Origin of the sequence: Acetobacterium fimetarium, from assembly GCF_014284475.1 — a bacterium.
In the GTDB taxonomy this organism is placed as follows: Bacteria; Bacillota; Clostridia; order Eubacteriales; family Eubacteriaceae; genus Acetobacterium; species Acetobacterium fimetarium.
The window spans coordinates 57,887-75,429 of the sequence record NZ_WJBC01000010.1; the positions used below are offsets into that span (position 1 = coordinate 57,887).

14 protein-coding genes and 1 riboswitch are annotated in these 17,543 nt (G+C 47.2%); all 14 genes read left to right on the top strand.

The window, feature by feature from the left end; translation table 11 throughout:
• Positions 1 to 124: 124 nt before the first annotated feature.
• The 14 genes from GH808_RS08330 (at position 125) to GH808_RS08395 (ending at position 17,496) form a co-directional block, all read left to right on the top strand.
• Positions 125 to 2,359, top strand: a complete 2,235-nt coding sequence (locus tag GH808_RS08330; protein ID WP_186842323.1) for a bifunctional diguanylate cyclase/phosphodiesterase — start codon at positions 125 to 127, stop codon at positions 2,357 to 2,359.
• Between the two features lie 23 nt (positions 2,360 to 2,382).
• Positions 2,383 to 4,065 (top strand): GspE/PulE family protein, encoded by a 1,683-nt coding sequence (locus GH808_RS08335; RefSeq protein WP_186842324.1) that lies wholly within the window; start codon positions 2,383 to 2,385, stop codon positions 4,063 to 4,065.
• Between the two features lie 11 nt (positions 4,066 to 4,076).
• A complete protein-coding gene (locus GH808_RS08340) occupies positions 4,077 to 5,132 on the top strand; it encodes a type IV pilus twitching motility protein PilT (protein WP_186842374.1) in 1,056 nt (351 codons plus the stop codon).
• Positions 5,133 to 5,582: 450 nt separating this feature from the next.
• Positions 5,583 to 5,676, top strand: a riboswitch (cyclic di-GMP riboswitch).
• 214 nt (positions 5,677 to 5,890) lie between these two features.
• Complete coding sequence (locus tag GH808_RS08345) at positions 5,891 to 6,454, top strand: type II secretion system protein (protein WP_186842325.1); 564 nt, start codon at positions 5,891 to 5,893, stop codon at positions 6,452 to 6,454.
• 324 nt (positions 6,455 to 6,778) lie between these two features.
• On the top strand, positions 6,779 to 7,183 hold the full coding sequence (locus GH808_RS08350) for a hypothetical protein (protein ID WP_186842326.1): 405 nt from the start codon (positions 6,779 to 6,781) through the stop codon (positions 7,181 to 7,183).
• A gap of 41 nt (positions 7,184 to 7,224) precedes the next feature.
• Positions 7,225 to 7,989, top strand: a complete 765-nt coding sequence (locus GH808_RS08355; RefSeq protein ID WP_186842327.1) for a prepilin peptidase — start codon at positions 7,225 to 7,227, stop codon at positions 7,987 to 7,989.
• A 202-nt stretch (positions 7,990 to 8,191) separates the two neighbouring features.
• Positions 8,192 to 9,376 (top strand): type II secretion system F family protein, encoded by a 1,185-nt coding sequence (locus tag GH808_RS08360; RefSeq protein WP_186842328.1) that lies wholly within the window; start codon positions 8,192 to 8,194, stop codon positions 9,374 to 9,376.
• An 11-nt stretch (positions 9,377 to 9,387) separates the two neighbouring features.
• Positions 9,388 to 10,905, top strand: a complete 1,518-nt coding sequence (locus GH808_RS08365; RefSeq protein ID WP_186842329.1) for a type IV pilus biogenesis protein PilM — start codon at positions 9,388 to 9,390, stop codon at positions 10,903 to 10,905.
• On the top strand, positions 10,902 to 11,756 hold the full coding sequence (locus GH808_RS08370; protein WP_186842330.1) for a hypothetical protein: 855 nt from the start codon (positions 10,902 to 10,904) through the stop codon (positions 11,754 to 11,756). Before GH808_RS08365 ends, GH808_RS08370 begins: the two co-directional genes overlap by 4 nt.
• Before the next feature lie 168 nt (positions 11,757 to 11,924).
• Positions 11,925 to 14,291, top strand: coding sequence for a hypothetical protein (locus GH808_RS08375; protein WP_186842331.1), 2,367 nt, complete (start codon positions 11,925 to 11,927; stop codon positions 14,289 to 14,291).
• Positions 14,292 to 14,302: 11 nt separating this feature from the next.
• Entirely contained in the window at positions 14,303 to 14,725 is a 423-nt protein-coding gene (locus GH808_RS08380; protein WP_186842332.1) for a type IV pilus modification PilV family protein, read from the top strand.
• Entirely contained in the window at positions 14,722 to 15,399 is a 678-nt protein-coding gene (locus GH808_RS08385) for a type II secretion system protein (protein WP_186842333.1), read from the top strand. Before GH808_RS08380 ends, GH808_RS08385 begins: the two co-directional genes overlap by 4 nt.
• Positions 15,400 to 15,477: 78 nt before the next feature.
• Entirely contained in the window at positions 15,478 to 16,923 is a 1,446-nt protein-coding gene (locus GH808_RS08390; RefSeq protein ID WP_186842334.1) for an InlB B-repeat-containing protein, read from the top strand.
• Positions 16,924 to 17,052: 129 nt separating this feature from the next.
• Positions 17,053 to 17,496 carry an arsenic metallochaperone ArsD family protein gene (locus GH808_RS08395; RefSeq protein WP_186842335.1) on the top strand — a complete coding sequence of 148 codons (444 nt, stop codon included), beginning with the start codon at positions 17,053 to 17,055 and terminating at the stop codon, positions 17,494 to 17,496.
• Positions 17,497 to 17,543 lie beyond the last annotated feature (47 nt).

Consider the following 17,543-nt stretch of genomic DNA (forward strand, 5'->3'; position numbering starts at 1 on the left):
GAATAAGTTCTTTTATTTTGTTAGAATAGAAACAATTAAAAAACAACTATAAAAAATGAAATGGTTGACGCCGGATCGGCAAAGCTAAGAAACAAAAATTGCGAAGCATGAGAGAGGGCAAAAGATGAAATCAAAATTCCGCATCACGACAATCAGCAGCATTTCAGTTCTGATCATTGCACTTTTTTTTGCCGCCAGCTATTACTATTCGGCCCTGATCAACCGGGAATTAAAGGCGGAAACCTATTCATACCTGTCCGAAGTCGGCAATCAGGGCGCCGAGCTGGTTGAATCCCGGGTCAACAGTCAGATCGAAAACCTGGAGACGACGGCAAGAATGATCGAGGCCAGCGGAAATTACAACCAGGATGCGATGCTCGGCCTGATCCGGATTCAGGCGCAAAAAAGCGACTACAAGCGCATGGCGATCGCGTCGCTTAACGGCGATATCGTAACTTCGGACGGAATGGCCTACAGTATCAGGGACCGGGCCTATTTCCAGGCAGCCCTGGCCGGAAAGTCAGCGGTTTCGGATACCCTGGCGGACTATTCGGACGGAAAAAAGATCAACGTTTATGCCGTACCGATTTTCAGCGGCAATCAGGTGGTGGCCGTTCTCGCCGCATCGGTGGAGACGCAGAGCTTCAAAGAACTGCTTGGCGTCAATACCTTTGACAATCAGGGCTATTCCTTTGTCGTCAAAGCGAACGGGGATACCGTGGTGGAATCCCTTCATCCCAACAGTGTCGGAGCATTCGACAATATCTTTGGCATTCTGCAAACGGCGGCGTTCAAAGACGGGGATGATCTGAACACGATCACCAACAGGATGGCAAACGGTGAATCTGGCAGCTACACCAGTGTTTATAACGGCATGGAGCGCTACACTGTTTATAAACCGCTTAAAAGCAACGACTGGTATATGATGAGTGTCGTGCCCGCGACAGTTGTCAGCAATCAGACAACCGCAATCATCAGGGATACGTTTTTGCTGATTGCCGTGGCCTTGCTTGCGATCAGCCTGCTGTTTGCGATGATTCTGATTTTTCAGAACCGGTCAAAAAAGGAGCTGGAAAAGATCGCTTATTTTGATGAAGTCACAGAAGGCAACAACTGGAATAAATTCAAGTCTGAAGTGGAAGAAATACGCGAGAAAAACAGTCTGGCCAGCTTCGTGCTGCTGACCTTTGATATCGATCAGTTCCGCTTTATCAATGAAGAATATGGTCAGGAGACCGGCGACCGGCTACTCAAACAGATCATGGATATTCTGAAAGTCAATATCGGCAAGCGCGAATCCTGCTGCCGGGTCTCGGCGGATCATTTTGTGATGCTGTGCGGCTGGACAACCCGGGCGAAAATCACCCAGCGCATCAGGGATTTTCTCAGCATCCTGAACCGTGAGAAAGAAGCTCTCGGAATCAAAGAAAAGATCTTCTGTCATTTCGGACTCTATATCGTTGAACAGAATGCCAAGGATCTCGAGAAAATCAGAGAAAAAGCGAATATGGCCAGAATTGAAGCCAAAAGATCGGAAAGCAATACCTGGTTTTTCTATTCTGATGAGTTCCGCGAAAAAATCGGCAACGAGAAGGAAATCATCGACACCATGGAAGCGGCCCTGGAGAATCACGAATTTGAAATGTATCTGCAGCCGAAGTTCGATCTTCACAAAAGTGAATTCTGCGGCTGCGAAGCTCTGGTCCGCTGGAATCGTCCCCGAAAGGGGCTGGTCAGTCCGGGCGAATTCATCCCGATCTTCGAGCAGACCGGTTTCGTGAAAAAACTGGACATGTTCATGATCGAAGAGGTCTGCCGGCTACTCAAGCGATGGGAAGAAAACAGCTGTACCAGGATGCGTATTTCGGTCAATGTCTCCCGGAAAAACCTCAAAAAAACAAGCTTTGTGGAAGACGTGAGGGAGATTCTGGACCGCTATCAGATAAAGCGAGACTGCATTGAGATCGAACTGACGGAATACTGCATTTTTGAAGACATCGACCGGATGATCGAAGTCGGAAAAACCTTCCGGGCTGATGGGGTTAAGATGTCGATGGATGATTTCGGATCGGGGTATTCCTCGATCAACCTGTTGGGAATTCTGCCGCTGGACATCATCAAGATCGATCAGGGCTTTTTCAAAGGCAATCTCAAAAATGAGCATACCCTCGTCGTGGTGAAAAGCATGATCGACCTGATCAAAAAACTGGGAATGACAGTAGTGGCAGAAGGCATCGAAACAAAAGAAGAGGTTGAAATATTAAAAGAGCTTGATTGTGACATCATTCAAGGTTACTATTATGGAAAACCGATGACAGTTACTGATTTTGAAAAGAAAATTTTAGAAACAATGAGCTGAGATATCAGCGAAAGAGGAAAATAATGGAAACAAAAAACATTCGCATTGGTGATGTCCTAAAAAATGCCGGATTCATCAGAGAAGAGCAGCTTCAGGAGGCGCTGGCCTATCAGAAAATTGATCACAGCAAGCGGCTGGGCGCCATCCTGGTCGATTACGGTTATGTAACCGAAGCACAGCTGCTCGAGGCGCTGTCGCAGCGCCTCGGTATCCAGGTGCTGGATCTTAATGAAACGGTCATCGATCTGGAGGCCGCCGCCAAAATACCCCAGAATATGGCGCTTAAATATACCCTGATTCCCATCAGTCAGGAGAACAGCCGCCTGCTGGTGGCGATGAACGATCCGCTGGATTTTTATGCCGTTGAAGATGTCCGGCTGATTACCAACATGCCCATCGACGTGGTGCTGGCAACCAAGGAAGTGATCTTTGAAACGATCCATAAAGCCTACACCGAAATTGAAGCAAAACGGGCGGCTTCCGTCGCCAACGAAGCCGTGGAGGGGCGCAGCATCTCCTTTGTCGAAGACATCATCACCAACGAAGGGGACGCCCCGGTCGTCAATCTGGTCAACTCCGTGCTGCTGAAAGGCTATTCCGCCGGCGCCAGCGATATCCATATTGAACCCTTCGAGGCGGAAACCATCATTCGGATGCGAATCGATGGTCTGATTGTAGAGTATCTGAAACTGGAGCCGTCCCTGCATCAATCCCTGATCGCCCGGATCAAAATTCTATCGAATCTGGATATTGCCGAACGGCGGGTGCCCCAGGACGGACACTTCCGCGTCCGGATCGACGGTGTCGAAATGAACGTCCGCACCGCCAGCATCCCGACGGTGTACGGTGAAAAAATGGTGCTGCGCTTCCTCAACATGAACACCGCCCTGGATCATGCCGAAGAATTCGGGATGAATCCTGAAGATTACGAGAAAATCCTGCAGATTCTCAAAAGCCCCCACGGCGTCGTCTATATCACCGGGCCCACCGGCAGCGGCAAAACCACCACCCTCTATATGATTCTGGAAATGCTGAGTAAGAAGAACGTCAGCATCGCCACCATCGAAGATCCGGTGGAGAAAAACCTGCTCAACATCAACCAGACTCAGGTCAATGTGCTGGCCGGGTTGAACTTTGAAACCGGGCTGCGGTCGATCCTCAGACAGGACCCCGATATCATCATGGTCGGGGAAACCCGCGACAACGAAACCGCGTCGATTGCGGTGCGTTCCGCCATCACCGGCCATCTGGTGCTGTCCACCCTGCATACCAACGATGCCGTCTCCACGATCATCAGGCTCGAGGACATGGGCGTGGAACCCTATATGGTCGCCAACTCCCTGACCGGGGTGGTGGCCCAGCGTCTGGTCAAAAAAATCTGCGACAACTGCCGGGAAGTCTATGAAGCGTCCGATATCGAGCGGGAGCTGCTCCGGGATCCCACCGTCACCACCCTTTTCAGAGGGAAGGGCTGCCATCTCTGCAATCATACCGGCTACAAAGGCCGAACCGCCATCCATGAGATTCTGGCCATCGACAAGAACATCCGCAACATGATTTCAAGGAAAGAGCCGGCGGAAAGCATCTACGCCTATGTGGAAGCCAACCACAAGCTGATCCCGCTTAGGAAAAGCGTGGCGAAACTGACCAAAGACGGTGTGACTACCATGGAAGAATTCCTGAAATTATCATATTACGTGGAATAGGGGGAAGCATGATGACAAGCATTTTAGACCTGGTCAACTATGGCCGCAAAAACGACTGCTCCGATATCCATCTGTCCAGCAAACTGCCGCCGGTATTTCGCAAAAACGGACAATTGTACCAGAGCAGTTTTGAACACAATCCCCAAATCATCGAAGAGCTGATTCTGAGCATTCTCACCCCGGAAAAACAGGCGCTGCTGAAATCGGGAACCGATCTGGATTTCTGCTATGTGACGCCGGAAGGCCTGCGGCAGCGGGTGAACATCTACCGGCAGCAGGAAAGCTATGCCGCGGCGATCCGCCTGCTCAACGACACCATCCCCAGCTTTGAGAACCTCAAGCTGCCGCCGATTATGCGCAAGCTGGCCAACGAGCCCCGAGGCCTGATTCTGATCACCGGCCCCACCGGCAGCGGAAAATCGACCACCCTGGCGGCGATGATCGACTACATCAATCTCAACAAGGCGGTGCATATCCTGACTATTGAAGATCCGGTGGAATACCGGCATGAGCATAAAAAAAGCCTGGTCCACCAGCGCGAGGTCGGGGTCGACGTGCCATCCTTTGCGTCTGCCCTGCGGTCTTCGCTGCGGGAGGACCCGGACGTGATTCTGGTCGGGGAGATGCGGGACTTTGAAACCATTTCGGCCGCCGTCACCGCCGCCGAAACCGGGCATCTGGTGCTGTCCACCCTGCACACCATCGGAGCGGCCAATACCATCGACCGCATCATCGACGTGTTCCCACCGCACAGCCAGCAGCAGATCAGGACCCAGCTTTCCAGCGTCCTCAAAGGCGTCGTGACCCAGCAGCTGGTCCCGCTGGCCAATGGCGAGGGGCGGATGGCAGCGCTGGAGGTTTTAATCGGCACCGACGCGGTGCTGAATCTGATCCGGGACAGCAAAACCCATCAGCTGGCCTCGGTGATGCAGACCGGCGGCCGGGACGGCATGAAAACCCTGAACGCCGATCTGGCACGGCTGGTCCGGGACCAGCAGATCAGCTACGACGTCGGCCTGGACTGGGCCAGCGACAAGCAGGAGTTCAACCAGTATTTCGGGAAGTAGCCAGTGGCATTTGCGAAACTGCCGTCAGTTTTGCTGCCGGTTTGCGCGAACCAATTTGTACACTGTACGGCGGACAGTCTTAGGACTGTTCGCCTACACGTTACCAAATTGGTTGCGAAAACCGCCATCAAAACACTATTTGTTCGTATCTTTTAAATTTGGCATCGATCGCAGCACGATGTAACAATTGTCGGTACTACGTTTGTATTTGTCATCGGTCTCGAATTTTTGTAAAACGGTCTCAAAACAAGGAGCCTTGACCGATCCGGAAACTCGTAGGGGCGATCCCTGATCGCCCGCAGGCATCATTGCTTCAGTCAATTAAAAAAAATCGAATTGCTCGGTTATTTCCTGTAAAAAAATGATGGGGTTTCATCAAAAAAATACTGAAATATTAACTTGACTTTAGAATGAATATAACATACAATATTTACAAATAAGTTATAACTTCATAACATGAGGCAAAACAAGCGAAAACTTGCGACGCAAAGCTATAGGGTCTAAGTTGCTACACGATACCATAATAAGACAGCCAGCTGCCACACGCGGTGTGGTTTTTTTTGAGCCTAAATTTAAATATGAACAAGAAAAAATTCCGACAGCAGCTGAGATCAGACTAGTGCAAAAGACGTGGATAAAAAACCGCCGGTTTAGTCTGAGATCATCAATGAAGCAGCATCCAGAGAGCTAATAAATCACCGCGTGGCGCCGGTGATGCGATAGATATTATAAATTTTTCATAAAAAGGAGAAATGCATATGGAATTCATTAACAGAATGCGGAAAGACAAAAAAGGCTTTACCCTGGTGGAAATTATTGTGGTGCTGGTTATCCTTGCGATTCTGGCAGCGTTTACGATTCCGGCAATGCTGGGATTTGTCAATGATGCTAGAGGAAAAGCGTATATTGCGGAAGCCAGAGAAGTTTATGTGGCTGCTCAGGCAACAGCGACCGAGATGAATGCAACAATGAGTATGACGGATACTAATTTGAAAGTAGGTTTGAGTTCACCAGCTGTTAAAGTTGCACAAGATAAAGATTTTACAACATTTCCATCAACTATAACAACTGATGATGGAAAGGCAGCGTATAATCTGCAAAATAAAGTAGCATATCAAATGCAAAAGTATTTGAAAGGTGATATTGTCGCTTCTGATGTTGATGTTGCAACGGCAACAACGACAACAATGACTGGAATCACAGCTGGTGAAGCAGGATGGGCAGTTGATGTTACAGATGGTAAAGTCACTAAAGTTACTTATGTCAAAGCTGGGTATAAAGTAACTATTTCTGGTGGAAATGCAAGCGTTGTGAAACTGTGATTGCTAGATTAAAATAAAAATTCATTTATTGTTCAATTCCCTATGCGCCATAGGGCAGACACCCCATCCCAGGCGCAAACCCGTACTGGGTTTGCGGGGTGAGGTGTTTTTTATTTGCGGGGCTTTTAAACAATTGCACTTTGGGTGGCGGCAGAATGGCGTCAAAACGCCAAGCACTATTTTCTGCTGAAAAACCATCACGCCGTTAAAATCCTTAAAGAAAAAACCGGCAAGTTGTGTTAAAATAACTCTGTTTGTTTTGGATGATTCCGTGGGCGTGCCGGCTGTGGCCGAAACGTCCGTCACCGGTTGCGGGAGGTAACCATGAAACCCATCAATGACTATCAGTATCCTCCCAGAGACCACGAAATGGCCGGTTTTGGCCGGGGGTTTGCGCTGGCCGTGGTGCTGCTGTTGTCCGTGATCGCGCTGATTATCGGCGGGCTGGTCTGGGATTTCCAGCAGACCGCCGAGGCGGCCAATGTCCGGCTGGTCTATCTGGCGGCCCAGGCCAAGGCCATCGAATTTCAGGCCACCGGCCACTACCATGTGCCGGTGCAGGCTGATCTGACCGAGCTTATCGGCGCGGAAACCAGCCGCGATGCCCAAATCCGGGTGGTGGATGACAATCGGGATGCCGTCATCGACTATATCGTCTACACCAAAAATGGCCGCGTGACCGAATATGCGCCGGGAAAACTGGAATCAAAGCCTGAAAACAAACAGTAAATTTGCTGACCAGCAATTTTGTCGGAAAGGACCGCGTTTTTATGCTCATATTCATCGAAATTATTTTGTATCTTTATGTTTTTGTCGTCGGCGCCGTCATCGGGAGTTTTCTCAATGTGGTGATCTACCGGGTGCCCAAGGAAATATCGTTTGTTGGCGGCCGCTCTTTCTGTCCCAGCTGCGGGACCCAGATCAAGGGCTGTCATAACATCCCGATTTTCAGCTATTTCCAGCTGCGCGGCAAGTGCGCCGACTGCGGCGCCAAAATATCGCTGCGCTACCCGCTGATCGAGCTGTGCACTGGCCTGATGGCCATCTTCATGTTCGCGCTTTATGGAGTCTCGCTGCAGTGGCTGGTGGCCTTTGCCGCAGGTGCCATTCTGATCTGCGTGACCATGATCGATTTTGATACCATGACCATTCCCAATGGTCTGGTGATTGCCCTGATGGTGCCGGCGCTGCTTGCCTTTTTCTTTTTTCCCCAGGTGGGCATTCTGTCGCGGTTCATCGGCCTGTTCATCGTCAGCCTGCCGATGCTGGCGCTGGCGCTGTTCATCCCGGACGCCTTCGGCGGCGGCGATATCAAGCTCATGGCCGTGGCCGGCTTCATGCTGGGTTGGCAGAACACCCTGCTGGCAACCTTTATCGGCCTGCTGATCGGCGGGGCAGTGGCAGTCACCCTGCTGGCCAAAAAAACCAAAGACAAACACATGGCTTTCGGCCCTTATCTCTGTCTGGGCATCATGACCGCCTTACTGTTCGGCGACATCATTATCAATTGGTATTTAGGACTGTTTGGGTTATAATAAACAATAGCAATATTATAGATAATTAAAATAAGAACAAAAATTGCTTTGATGCCGGTTTACACAAACAATTTTGTAACGTGTAGGCGAACAGTCGATAGACTGTCCGCCGTACAGTGTAAAAATTGTTTCGTGTAAATCGGCAGCGAAGCTCACGGTACTTAGGTAATTGCCTGACAAAATATCGAAGAGGGAGGCCTTCATGCCGGTTTACAAATACACAGCCAAAAATCTACAGTCCGAAGTGATCCGGGGCACCATGGAGGCAAAAGACCCGGCGGCGGTCCGCCGGACCCTGCGCAAAAACAATGAATTTGCCATCAGCATACGGGAGGTTGAGGAGAATCGGAAACCCTACAAACTCAAACCGATGGAAATCTCCGACTTCTCCCGACAGATCGCCAGCATGTTGTCGTCGGGAATTACGATGATCCGGGCCATCAAAATCATGGAAGAGCGGGACATCAAACCGGCCATCAAAAAGGTCTACGGCGTCCTCTACCAGGAGATTCAGCGCGGCAATACGCTGTCCTTTGCAATGGAAATGACCGGCGGCTCGTTTCCCGAGCTGCTGATCAATATGTACAAATCCGGCGAGGCCAGCGGCCAGATGGAGGGTACGGCCCGGAAAATGGCGGATCATTATGAAAAGGAACATAAGCTGCGGGGCAAAATAAAAAGCGCCATGACCTACCCGGTCATCCTGTTTGTGGTGACCATTCTGGTGGTGGTCCTGATTTTCACCCTGATTCTACCCCAGTTCTTTACCCTGTTTGAAGGGATCGAACTGCCGGCGATCACCAGGCTGATGATCGGCATCAGCAGCTCGATGACCACCTACTGGCTTTTTTATCTGATCGGCCTGCTGATTGTTATCGCACTGGTGACCTTTTTGATCCGTGTGCCAAAAGTCAAACTGGCGCTGGATCATTTTAAACTGAAAATACCGAAAATCGGAAAATTGATGAAAATCATCTATACGGCGCGTTTTGCCAGAACGCTGAGCTCGCTTTATTCCAGCGGTCTGGCGATGATCAACGCCCTGACCATCAGCGGGAACACCATCGGCAATAGCTACCTGCAGAACCAGTTTCCGCAGGCCATTGAACAGGTCCGAAATGGCGAGCCCCTGTCGGCCTCGATTCACACCATCGACGGGTTCGATGCTAAACTGGTGTCCACCATCTACATCGGAGAAGAATCCGGAAATCTGGATGAGATGCTCGAAAGTGTGGCAGACGCCTTTGATTATGAAGCGGAGATGGCAACCACCCAGTTGGTAACTTTTATTGAACCGATTATGATTATTATTATGGCAGTGATCATCGGCGGCATCATGCTGTCGGTCATGCTGCCAATTATGACCTTATACCAAAACGTCGGATAGAAAGGCAGAATATGCAGACAATTGTATTCTTTTCAAACGACGGCATCCAGGTCCTCCAGGGGACGATGACGGGTGGCCGTCTGATCATCGAACATTTTAAAACATTGCCGGTCGAAGCGGGCTCGCTGATCAACGGCGTCATCACCAACGAGGATGCCATCCGGCAGACGCTCTCCGAGGCGATGGCTGAGAACTCGAATCTGTTACGGAACGTCAAGCTGGTGATCGAGAGCAGCCTGATTGCCGTCAAAAATGTGGAGGTTCCCAAACTCAAACCGAAGGAGCTGGCGGCACTGGCGGCCACGGAGTTTGAAGATACCGCCGGAAACTATGAAGACATGGTGGTGGATTATTCAAACATCCCCGGGCCGAACGGGATCAACATGTTCTGCTGCGGCGTGGAAAAGCGCGTCATCGAGGCCTATGTGACACTGCTGGAGAGCCTGAAAATCAGGATTTTGAGCATCGACGTGGGGCTGAACGCGATCATCCAGTATGTGACCGGAACTAAAGACTATCACGGCATGACCCTGGCGCTGAACATCCTTGACGGGAAAGACATGCTGTCGATATTATTTGAAAACGGCCTTTATATTTTTTCGACCCGTTCCCGTCTGATGGCGGATCGGGGCACCGATGCCTTTGCCGACGAATTGTCGGCCAAGCTGTCATCCCTGATTCAGTTCAACAAGTCCCAGAAATCCGAGTATTCGCTGAACATGAGCCTGTACGCCGGCCTGGACGAAGATGAACTGAACGCGCTGAAGAATCTGGTGTTTGACCCGGACCTCAGTGTGTTCATCATTCCCCAGACGCCGAACATCAAGGACAGCTTCAACATCGACGAAATCTTTGATTTTGGAACCTTTATCTATCCCATTGCCGGCTTCTTTACCGGCACCAAAGCCATCAATCTCTACAGCGCCTATAAAAAAAGCCTGGTGGTCAAGAAAGAACGGCATTTTGAAAACAAAGCCCTGGTCCTCCCGATTGGCATGCTGGTGGCTTTGGCACTCGTTTTTGCAGTTTTCTTTGTGCTCCAGATCAATGCCCAGCATCGGCTCAGTGACGCCAACGCGTACATCAATGATGAAAACAACCAGCAGCAGTACCTGCAGGCACAGCAGCTGTCCGATGCGGTTGATCAGCTCAATAGCCAGGTTTCGGATATCGAGACGATCAACAAAGCGGTGGCCAGCAATCCCAACCTGGGAACCGACAAGCTGACCCATCTGGCGACGCTGTGCAACAGTGTGATCACCTTGGACAGCATGACCTATGATAATGCGAACGGATGCCTGTCCATTGCCGCAACCGCCAGCAGTGTGCAGGAAGCGGCCCATTTTGTGGAGCGGCTGAAAGCTACCGGTTATTTTACCCAGGTGGAGTACGGCGGCTATTCCCAGATGACATCCGCCTCGTCGACATCGACAACCACAACGACGGGGACAACGGCCGCCGGCACCAGCACCGTGACGGGTTACAGCTTTGCGGTGGAGGCTTACTTGAAGGCAGGTGATCAGCAATGAAAAAACTGACCAAACGTGAAAAAATGCTGATCTATGTGCTGGCCTGTCTGGTGATTGTGGCAGGCGGCATCTATTTTGTCGCACTGCCAGCCTATGCGCGCTATGCGAGCGTCAGCAGTCAGGCCGCGGAAGCGGAATTTACCCAGGAATCAATGACTATGGCCATTGACAGCATGCCGTCAACGATGACGGCGGGAAACGAAGCCAATGCCAAGCTGACGACGCTCAAGGCCCCGTTTTCGGTCAAACTGGCCAATGAAGGGCTTGATGTGCTGCTGACCCAGCTGTGCCTGAGCTACAGCCTGACGCCCACGATGCTGTCGATTGAGGATAATTCCGCGCAGGATGTGCCGACTTTTGTCGCCAATTCATCCGGGGCGGCAGGCATGGTCGGGTCAGGCGATCCTTCATCGAATTCCGGCAGTAGCACCGGCGCCAGCAATACGACCGGTACCAGTACCGCATCAGGTACAAATACCACCACGGGTTCCAGCAACACGACCGGTTCAACCAGCACCTCGGGTACTACCGCAACAGAGAATTCGAACAGCGCAACGAGCTCAAACACCGCAACGAATGACTCAACGCAGTCGACGGCGGTTTCATCCGGGGTATCGACTCCAACCGGCGTGGTATCGATGGAGCTGACCGGCACCCAGGCGGATTTTTACCGCCTGCTCGATGCCGTGTCAGCCCGTCCGGATATGATCGTTTCAAAATTCGAAATTGCACCGAAAAGCGCAATTAGTAGCACGAGCACCAGCACTTATAGTTCAGTTGCAACTCAGGGGCTGAACGGCGGAGCAGTCACCATTAGCGTCACTTTTAATGTGTATATGATGGATAAATAAAATAAGACAGAATTGGTTTTACCCGGCCAAACAGCGGGCAGAACCATAGGCAAACAGCATTATCGACAACGAATCAACAATTGGCGGGTATGGCGGTTTGCCGATAACCCGAAGCCAGTTTAAAAACTGGCTTTTTCTGAATCAAGATGCAATGCAGGAGGTGGGATCATGCAGCATAAAATCATCCGCAAACTGAAAAGTGAAGAAGGTAGTTCGTTGGCATTTGTCATCATTATCGGTGTGGTGATTTTGATGCTGGTGGCCTCCATTATGGCAATTGCCAACAGCGATTTTACCTTTACCCAGCAGTCGCTGGAAAGCCGGCAGGCTTATATCGATGCCAAATCGGTGATTGAGTATGGGAAGATTGAGATTCGAAACAGGAAAAGCGAACTGGAAATAAAGAATAATGAACTGAAAGCGTTGTATGATGAGTATAGTAGAATTGTAAAAACGCCTGATCAATCAACAGAAGATATTAACAAGAAAATTGCAGATAAAATTAAAGAAATTGATGATTATATGAAAAGTCCCTTTTACATAGGCTGTGTGGATAAGAATAATGTGTCTGATACGCTGAAAACCATTGATAGCGAAAGTGATGCGATTGGTATTTTGTCTGTCGAGTCTAAAAATAATGGAACTGGGACAAGTTACACATATAAAATCGATACCAAAAACCTCCGGCGAAATTTAGATTATGAGGTTAATTTTGATTATCTGCAATCAAGTAAAACAGAAACTTCGTCATCGGGCGGTTCGATTGACATTCCTGATCCGCCATCTAAACCAACATATGACAATAACCCGATAATTGGAATTTCAGGAAATATATATAAAAATCCAGATGATAGTACATTGAATAATACGGTCAGTGGGTATTTTACAGGATTAAATAATAATCAACCCCAAAATGAAGAAAATAAGATATTAACGCTCAACTATCCATCTAATGATTTGAATATTTGCAATGGCTTTACTTGGGTAAACGGAAGAACATTAAAGTTAACGGGTCAAAATATTTGTGTAACTAATCAATTTGCAACAAGCGAAGTGGACAGTGATGATCCAATATCCTATTTTAACATGACGGCTGTAGGAAAAGTACAAACCACTACAAATCAAACAAAGCCAGGCGAAATTTATTTTGTGAAAAAGTATACACAGTTGAATCATGGAAAAAATACACTTACTGCAAATGGCGGAGATGTTATATTTAAAGATGGACTTGTAATTGGGGATAAGGGAACAACTGTAATTAATTGTGAAAATCTATTTATTGAAGGAGATATTACCTTAAGAAACACCAGTGCACTCTATATTAATGCAAAGAATGTTATCATCTCTGGCAACGTTACTATCGAAGGAAGTCAGTCTAAGATTTATACAAATTGCGAAAATATTTGGGTTGGAAACGATAGTAAAACTAACGGAAAAATAAATATAAGCAATAGTAACTCGTTGATTGATGTTAATAATGGTTTTCTTGCTGCATACTCAAGTAATGGATGGAGCGATGATACGACTCATTATAATTTAAATTATTTTAGTTGTGGCAATGTTAGCTTAGACAGTGGCTCGACTTTATGCATTAAAGGCTCAAATGATAGAAATCAAATGAAACTTGGAAATATTACTACAAAAAGTTCAGGAGCGGAGCTAAAGTTTTTAAATGTGAATTATTTAAGTTCGGGGGATATGCATTTAGAATATCAAACAAAATTAACAGTTACTGGTATTTCGGACAAAACCAGCCAAATGGTAAGCGGTGTAATAAGAGGACCTGGAGATCAAAATGATGAAAACTATTTTAAAAGTGAAGAATATCATGCGCTCACAGTTAGGATTACGAACTTTGCAGCCGTTACATGCAAATCTATGAGTTTAGATGGTAATTCAACCCTAGTATTAAATTCAGCTGTAGTTAAGATAACCAATTATTTGTCATTATCTAGGATGACAAATCCAATAGAAATTACTACACAATATTTGGATGTGACAGGAAAAACATATATTGGTAATATTCAGGATACTTGGCCCAACGGAAGTAAAATAGAGGGTATTGTAAAAATAAATGCAATTCAAAACAAACTTAATATCCGCTTCAATGGTGGTTATGAACAGTGCAATTCAACGGTAGATATTAATAATGCGCAATTGGTAATGTTTGAAGGTGATGAATTGAAATTAGATGATGCAGATGCAGATCTTTATGTGCAGTCTGATAATATTAATTTAGATAGTACTTCAAATTATGTTGCTAAGGTTAGTTTATTTAGATATGAAAATAATACATCCCAAACAAATGTGTTTATTAAATCAGATATTCAAACTGGAACTCATGAGGGGGGTGTTTTAAAGGCGGGCAATTATACTTCCGGAGAAAACAAAACACAAGGAACACTGATGCACAAGTATTTTACTGCGTATAAGGGTAGTTCATTACCAGTATGGCCAGCGGCACCAGGAAGTGGAACCAGTGTTGTAGTCAATCCTGGCAGTATTGGGAATATTAAACTGGAAAAATACTATTAAGAAGGTGCATCATGAAAAAGATATTAAATAATCAAAATGGTGTTACCATGATTGAAACCGTGGTTGCGACTGCCATCATAGCTATTCTGTTGGTTACGGTTCTCGGTGCATTGCTCTATGGACAAAAAATGATCGTTTTTACGGATACAAAAAACAATGCTGCGGCACAAGCCCAGGATCTTGTAGACGGAATAATGACACAGCTTGGAGCAGGCACTCCTCCGAATGATACTGTCGTTGATGGTGCCACAAAAATGGCAGCAAGCTTTGATGATTCAAAAAAGACAACAAATCCAAAGCAGTATTATATAAATGAAGTAACAGCTGGTGGGACGGTAATTGGTTATAATATTTATAGCCGAGTCTACTATAACAATGGTGAATCCTGTGTTGATTTAAAAGCCTTTGCTAAAAAGGGTGGTGTTTTTGATTGAAAAAACTCATTGATACTCGCTCAACCAAGGGGTTTACACTGATTGAATTATTGGTCGCTCTGCTGATCACGGGGATTTTGCTGGCAACAATATCTTCGGTTTTTCTGATGTCTCAGAAAATTTATATGCGTGGCGTGGCCATCAGCAATAAAGAAGGCACGATTACGAATACGGAAACGAATCTGCAAGAAGTCTTGCCGGTGGCAATCCTCGTGGTACTTGCAGATAAGCCAAAAGAGGATACTGAAAAGAGTTACAGCATCGGTTTTAAACCAGATGGCACTTGTGAAGAAGTCATCATGTCTTTAGTAGTCAATGCCAAGGGTGAACCGGTACTGGATAGTCAAAACAGGAAACAATTTTCTAAAAGCGTCAATACCATTCCTCGGATTTCGGAGATAAAAGTGGCGGCCGTTCAACAAATGCAGACAAATGCTGATGGAACAACTACTGCAATAGATGCCTATACTTTAAGCTATGAATTAGTACCGGCGGATAAAACGATGAGTATCTTAAAAGGCGGCGTGGTAATGAATAATATTAAACAAAGCAACAATAATGCGCCGAATGTGACGAATGCGGCGGGTAAGAATTTGGTTAATCGGGTACCGCTTAATGACAATGGTGGGACGGTTAAACAATACCTGGTATTAACTTTGGATGATTCAGAGTAGAGCAGATGTTCTGGTAAGCAGTTCAACAAACCGGTTGGAAAGTGCGGTATTCCAGACAGCATTTTCAGGTTGCAGTATATGAGGGGAAGGAAAGAAGTGGTGGTTCAGATGTTTTCAAAGTCGGGCAGCTTTAAAAATAGAGATGGATTTACGATGATCGAAGTGATCGTGACATTGGTAATCCTGGCGATCATAGCGGCTTTTACGATCCCCACCTATCTGGGGTTTGTGAGGGATTCCCAGGCCAAAGAATGTGCCGCGAATACGGCCCTGCTGACACGGGACTGCCAGCAGGCACAAAAAGACCTGACAAAATCACCAACTGAGATCGTCAGGATTGACGGAAGTGATCGCGAGCAGGTAGCAATTAAATATGGAATTTTCTTTAAAGCTATTGATGACGAATTCAATGTGGATCTTGCAACTGATAAAGTGTCGGATATAAAAGTAATTGAAAAAGGCGGAAAAATAATGGTCGCAGGAATCTGTAAAGATGGCGGCAACTATTACACACAGACAGAGAATGGCAGCATCAATATTTATTGCGACAAGCATGATGGCGTGAAGCCAGATACGGTTGTGGCTCCGGTTCCACAAAACCCAGACGATCCGGGGGAAAACAACGCGACGATCAGATATATTGCCGGTACTGGCGGTACGGTATCCAACCAGAGCGATACCATCGATACACAGCACTCAAAGGCAACGGGATCAACGGCCACGGCTAATGCTGGTTATACTTTTGATAACTGGACCAGGGATGGCAGCTTTGTTATTGCAACGCCAACATTTGTTCCAAACTCGACGGAAACGGCAACGTACACAGCCAATTTTAAAGAACTGGATGTCAAAATCACCTATGTGGCTGAATCTGGCGGGAAAGTCAATCCGGACAATGAAACGATCAAAGCAGTAACGGGTACGGCAGCAGGTTCGACAGCCACACCCGAGGCGGACTATATGTTCGCGGGATGGTTTGACAGTGGAAAACAGATTGATACGCAGATGAGTTTTATTCCGCCAAAAGGTGATGCGTATACGGAAATGACCTATACTGCTAAATTTATTAAGGTGCAAGGGATCGATAGGGTATCAGACGTAGAAGACTATTTTAATAACCTTTATTCAAATTGGCATCCACTTGGGTGGATCTGGAATTGGCACGCTGAAACAGGAATTGGTGCGGTTTACAGTTATTCATTCTGGTTTATTGAAGGAGGAACATATGTATCAATTGATAATTTGTCGAAACCTTTTTATAGCTTTTTTCCTTCAACTGATGGTTTTTATAGATGGTTAAGCCCGGAAGACCGGAAGAAGTTCATAAAAATAACCGATAAGACACCAGTATATAAGTCTAAAAATGTTAACGAAACCGGGTGGACAACAACATTACCGCCGTCATTTGGCAATCTCTATGAATACAACAATTCGGTCTATATCTGGACAAACGAAGACACTACGGTTATTCCGCCGACTGATCCGACTGCAAGTAAGTATTGGGTAAAAATTGAAAAACATTAATCAACTACGAAATAGACTGTGAAAAGCGTTGCTTAGTATTGATAACAATAAAAATCCAGAAAATACTTTTTCGGTGTTGCAAAAAAACGAGCTTATGTTAACATGTTTCTATAACACAGGAGGCAAACTATGAAAAGAATTGAAATATATGAACCGGCAGGCTGCGCATCCGGCGCCTGCGATCCGATGATTGAAAGAACGTTAACCCGGATGGAACACATGGTTCAGGATTTGCGGGAACGGGGTGTTTCCGTCTCCCGTTTCAATGTGATGGATGACGGGCCGGCTTTTCTGGCCAGTGATCTGGTCAAGGAAGCGCTGGCAACCAGAGGGCTCGAATGCCTGCCGCTGGTGATCGTTGAAGGCAAGATCGAATCCGAGGGCGAATACCCGACCGATCTCGAGCTGGCCAAATGGGCCGGCCTGCCCTGGAGCGATCTGGAAATTTATGCAGAACGTGAAAAACGGGAATTGGCCAGCCCAATGATGGGATTTGAAGTCCTGGATGCTGATGATGGCGAAGACAAAGAATGCGACTGTGATTGTGACGGCGATTGCGGCAGCTGCAGCTGATTGGGTAAAATTATTCGTAAAAAAGGAAGAAATGCGAAAGCATTTCT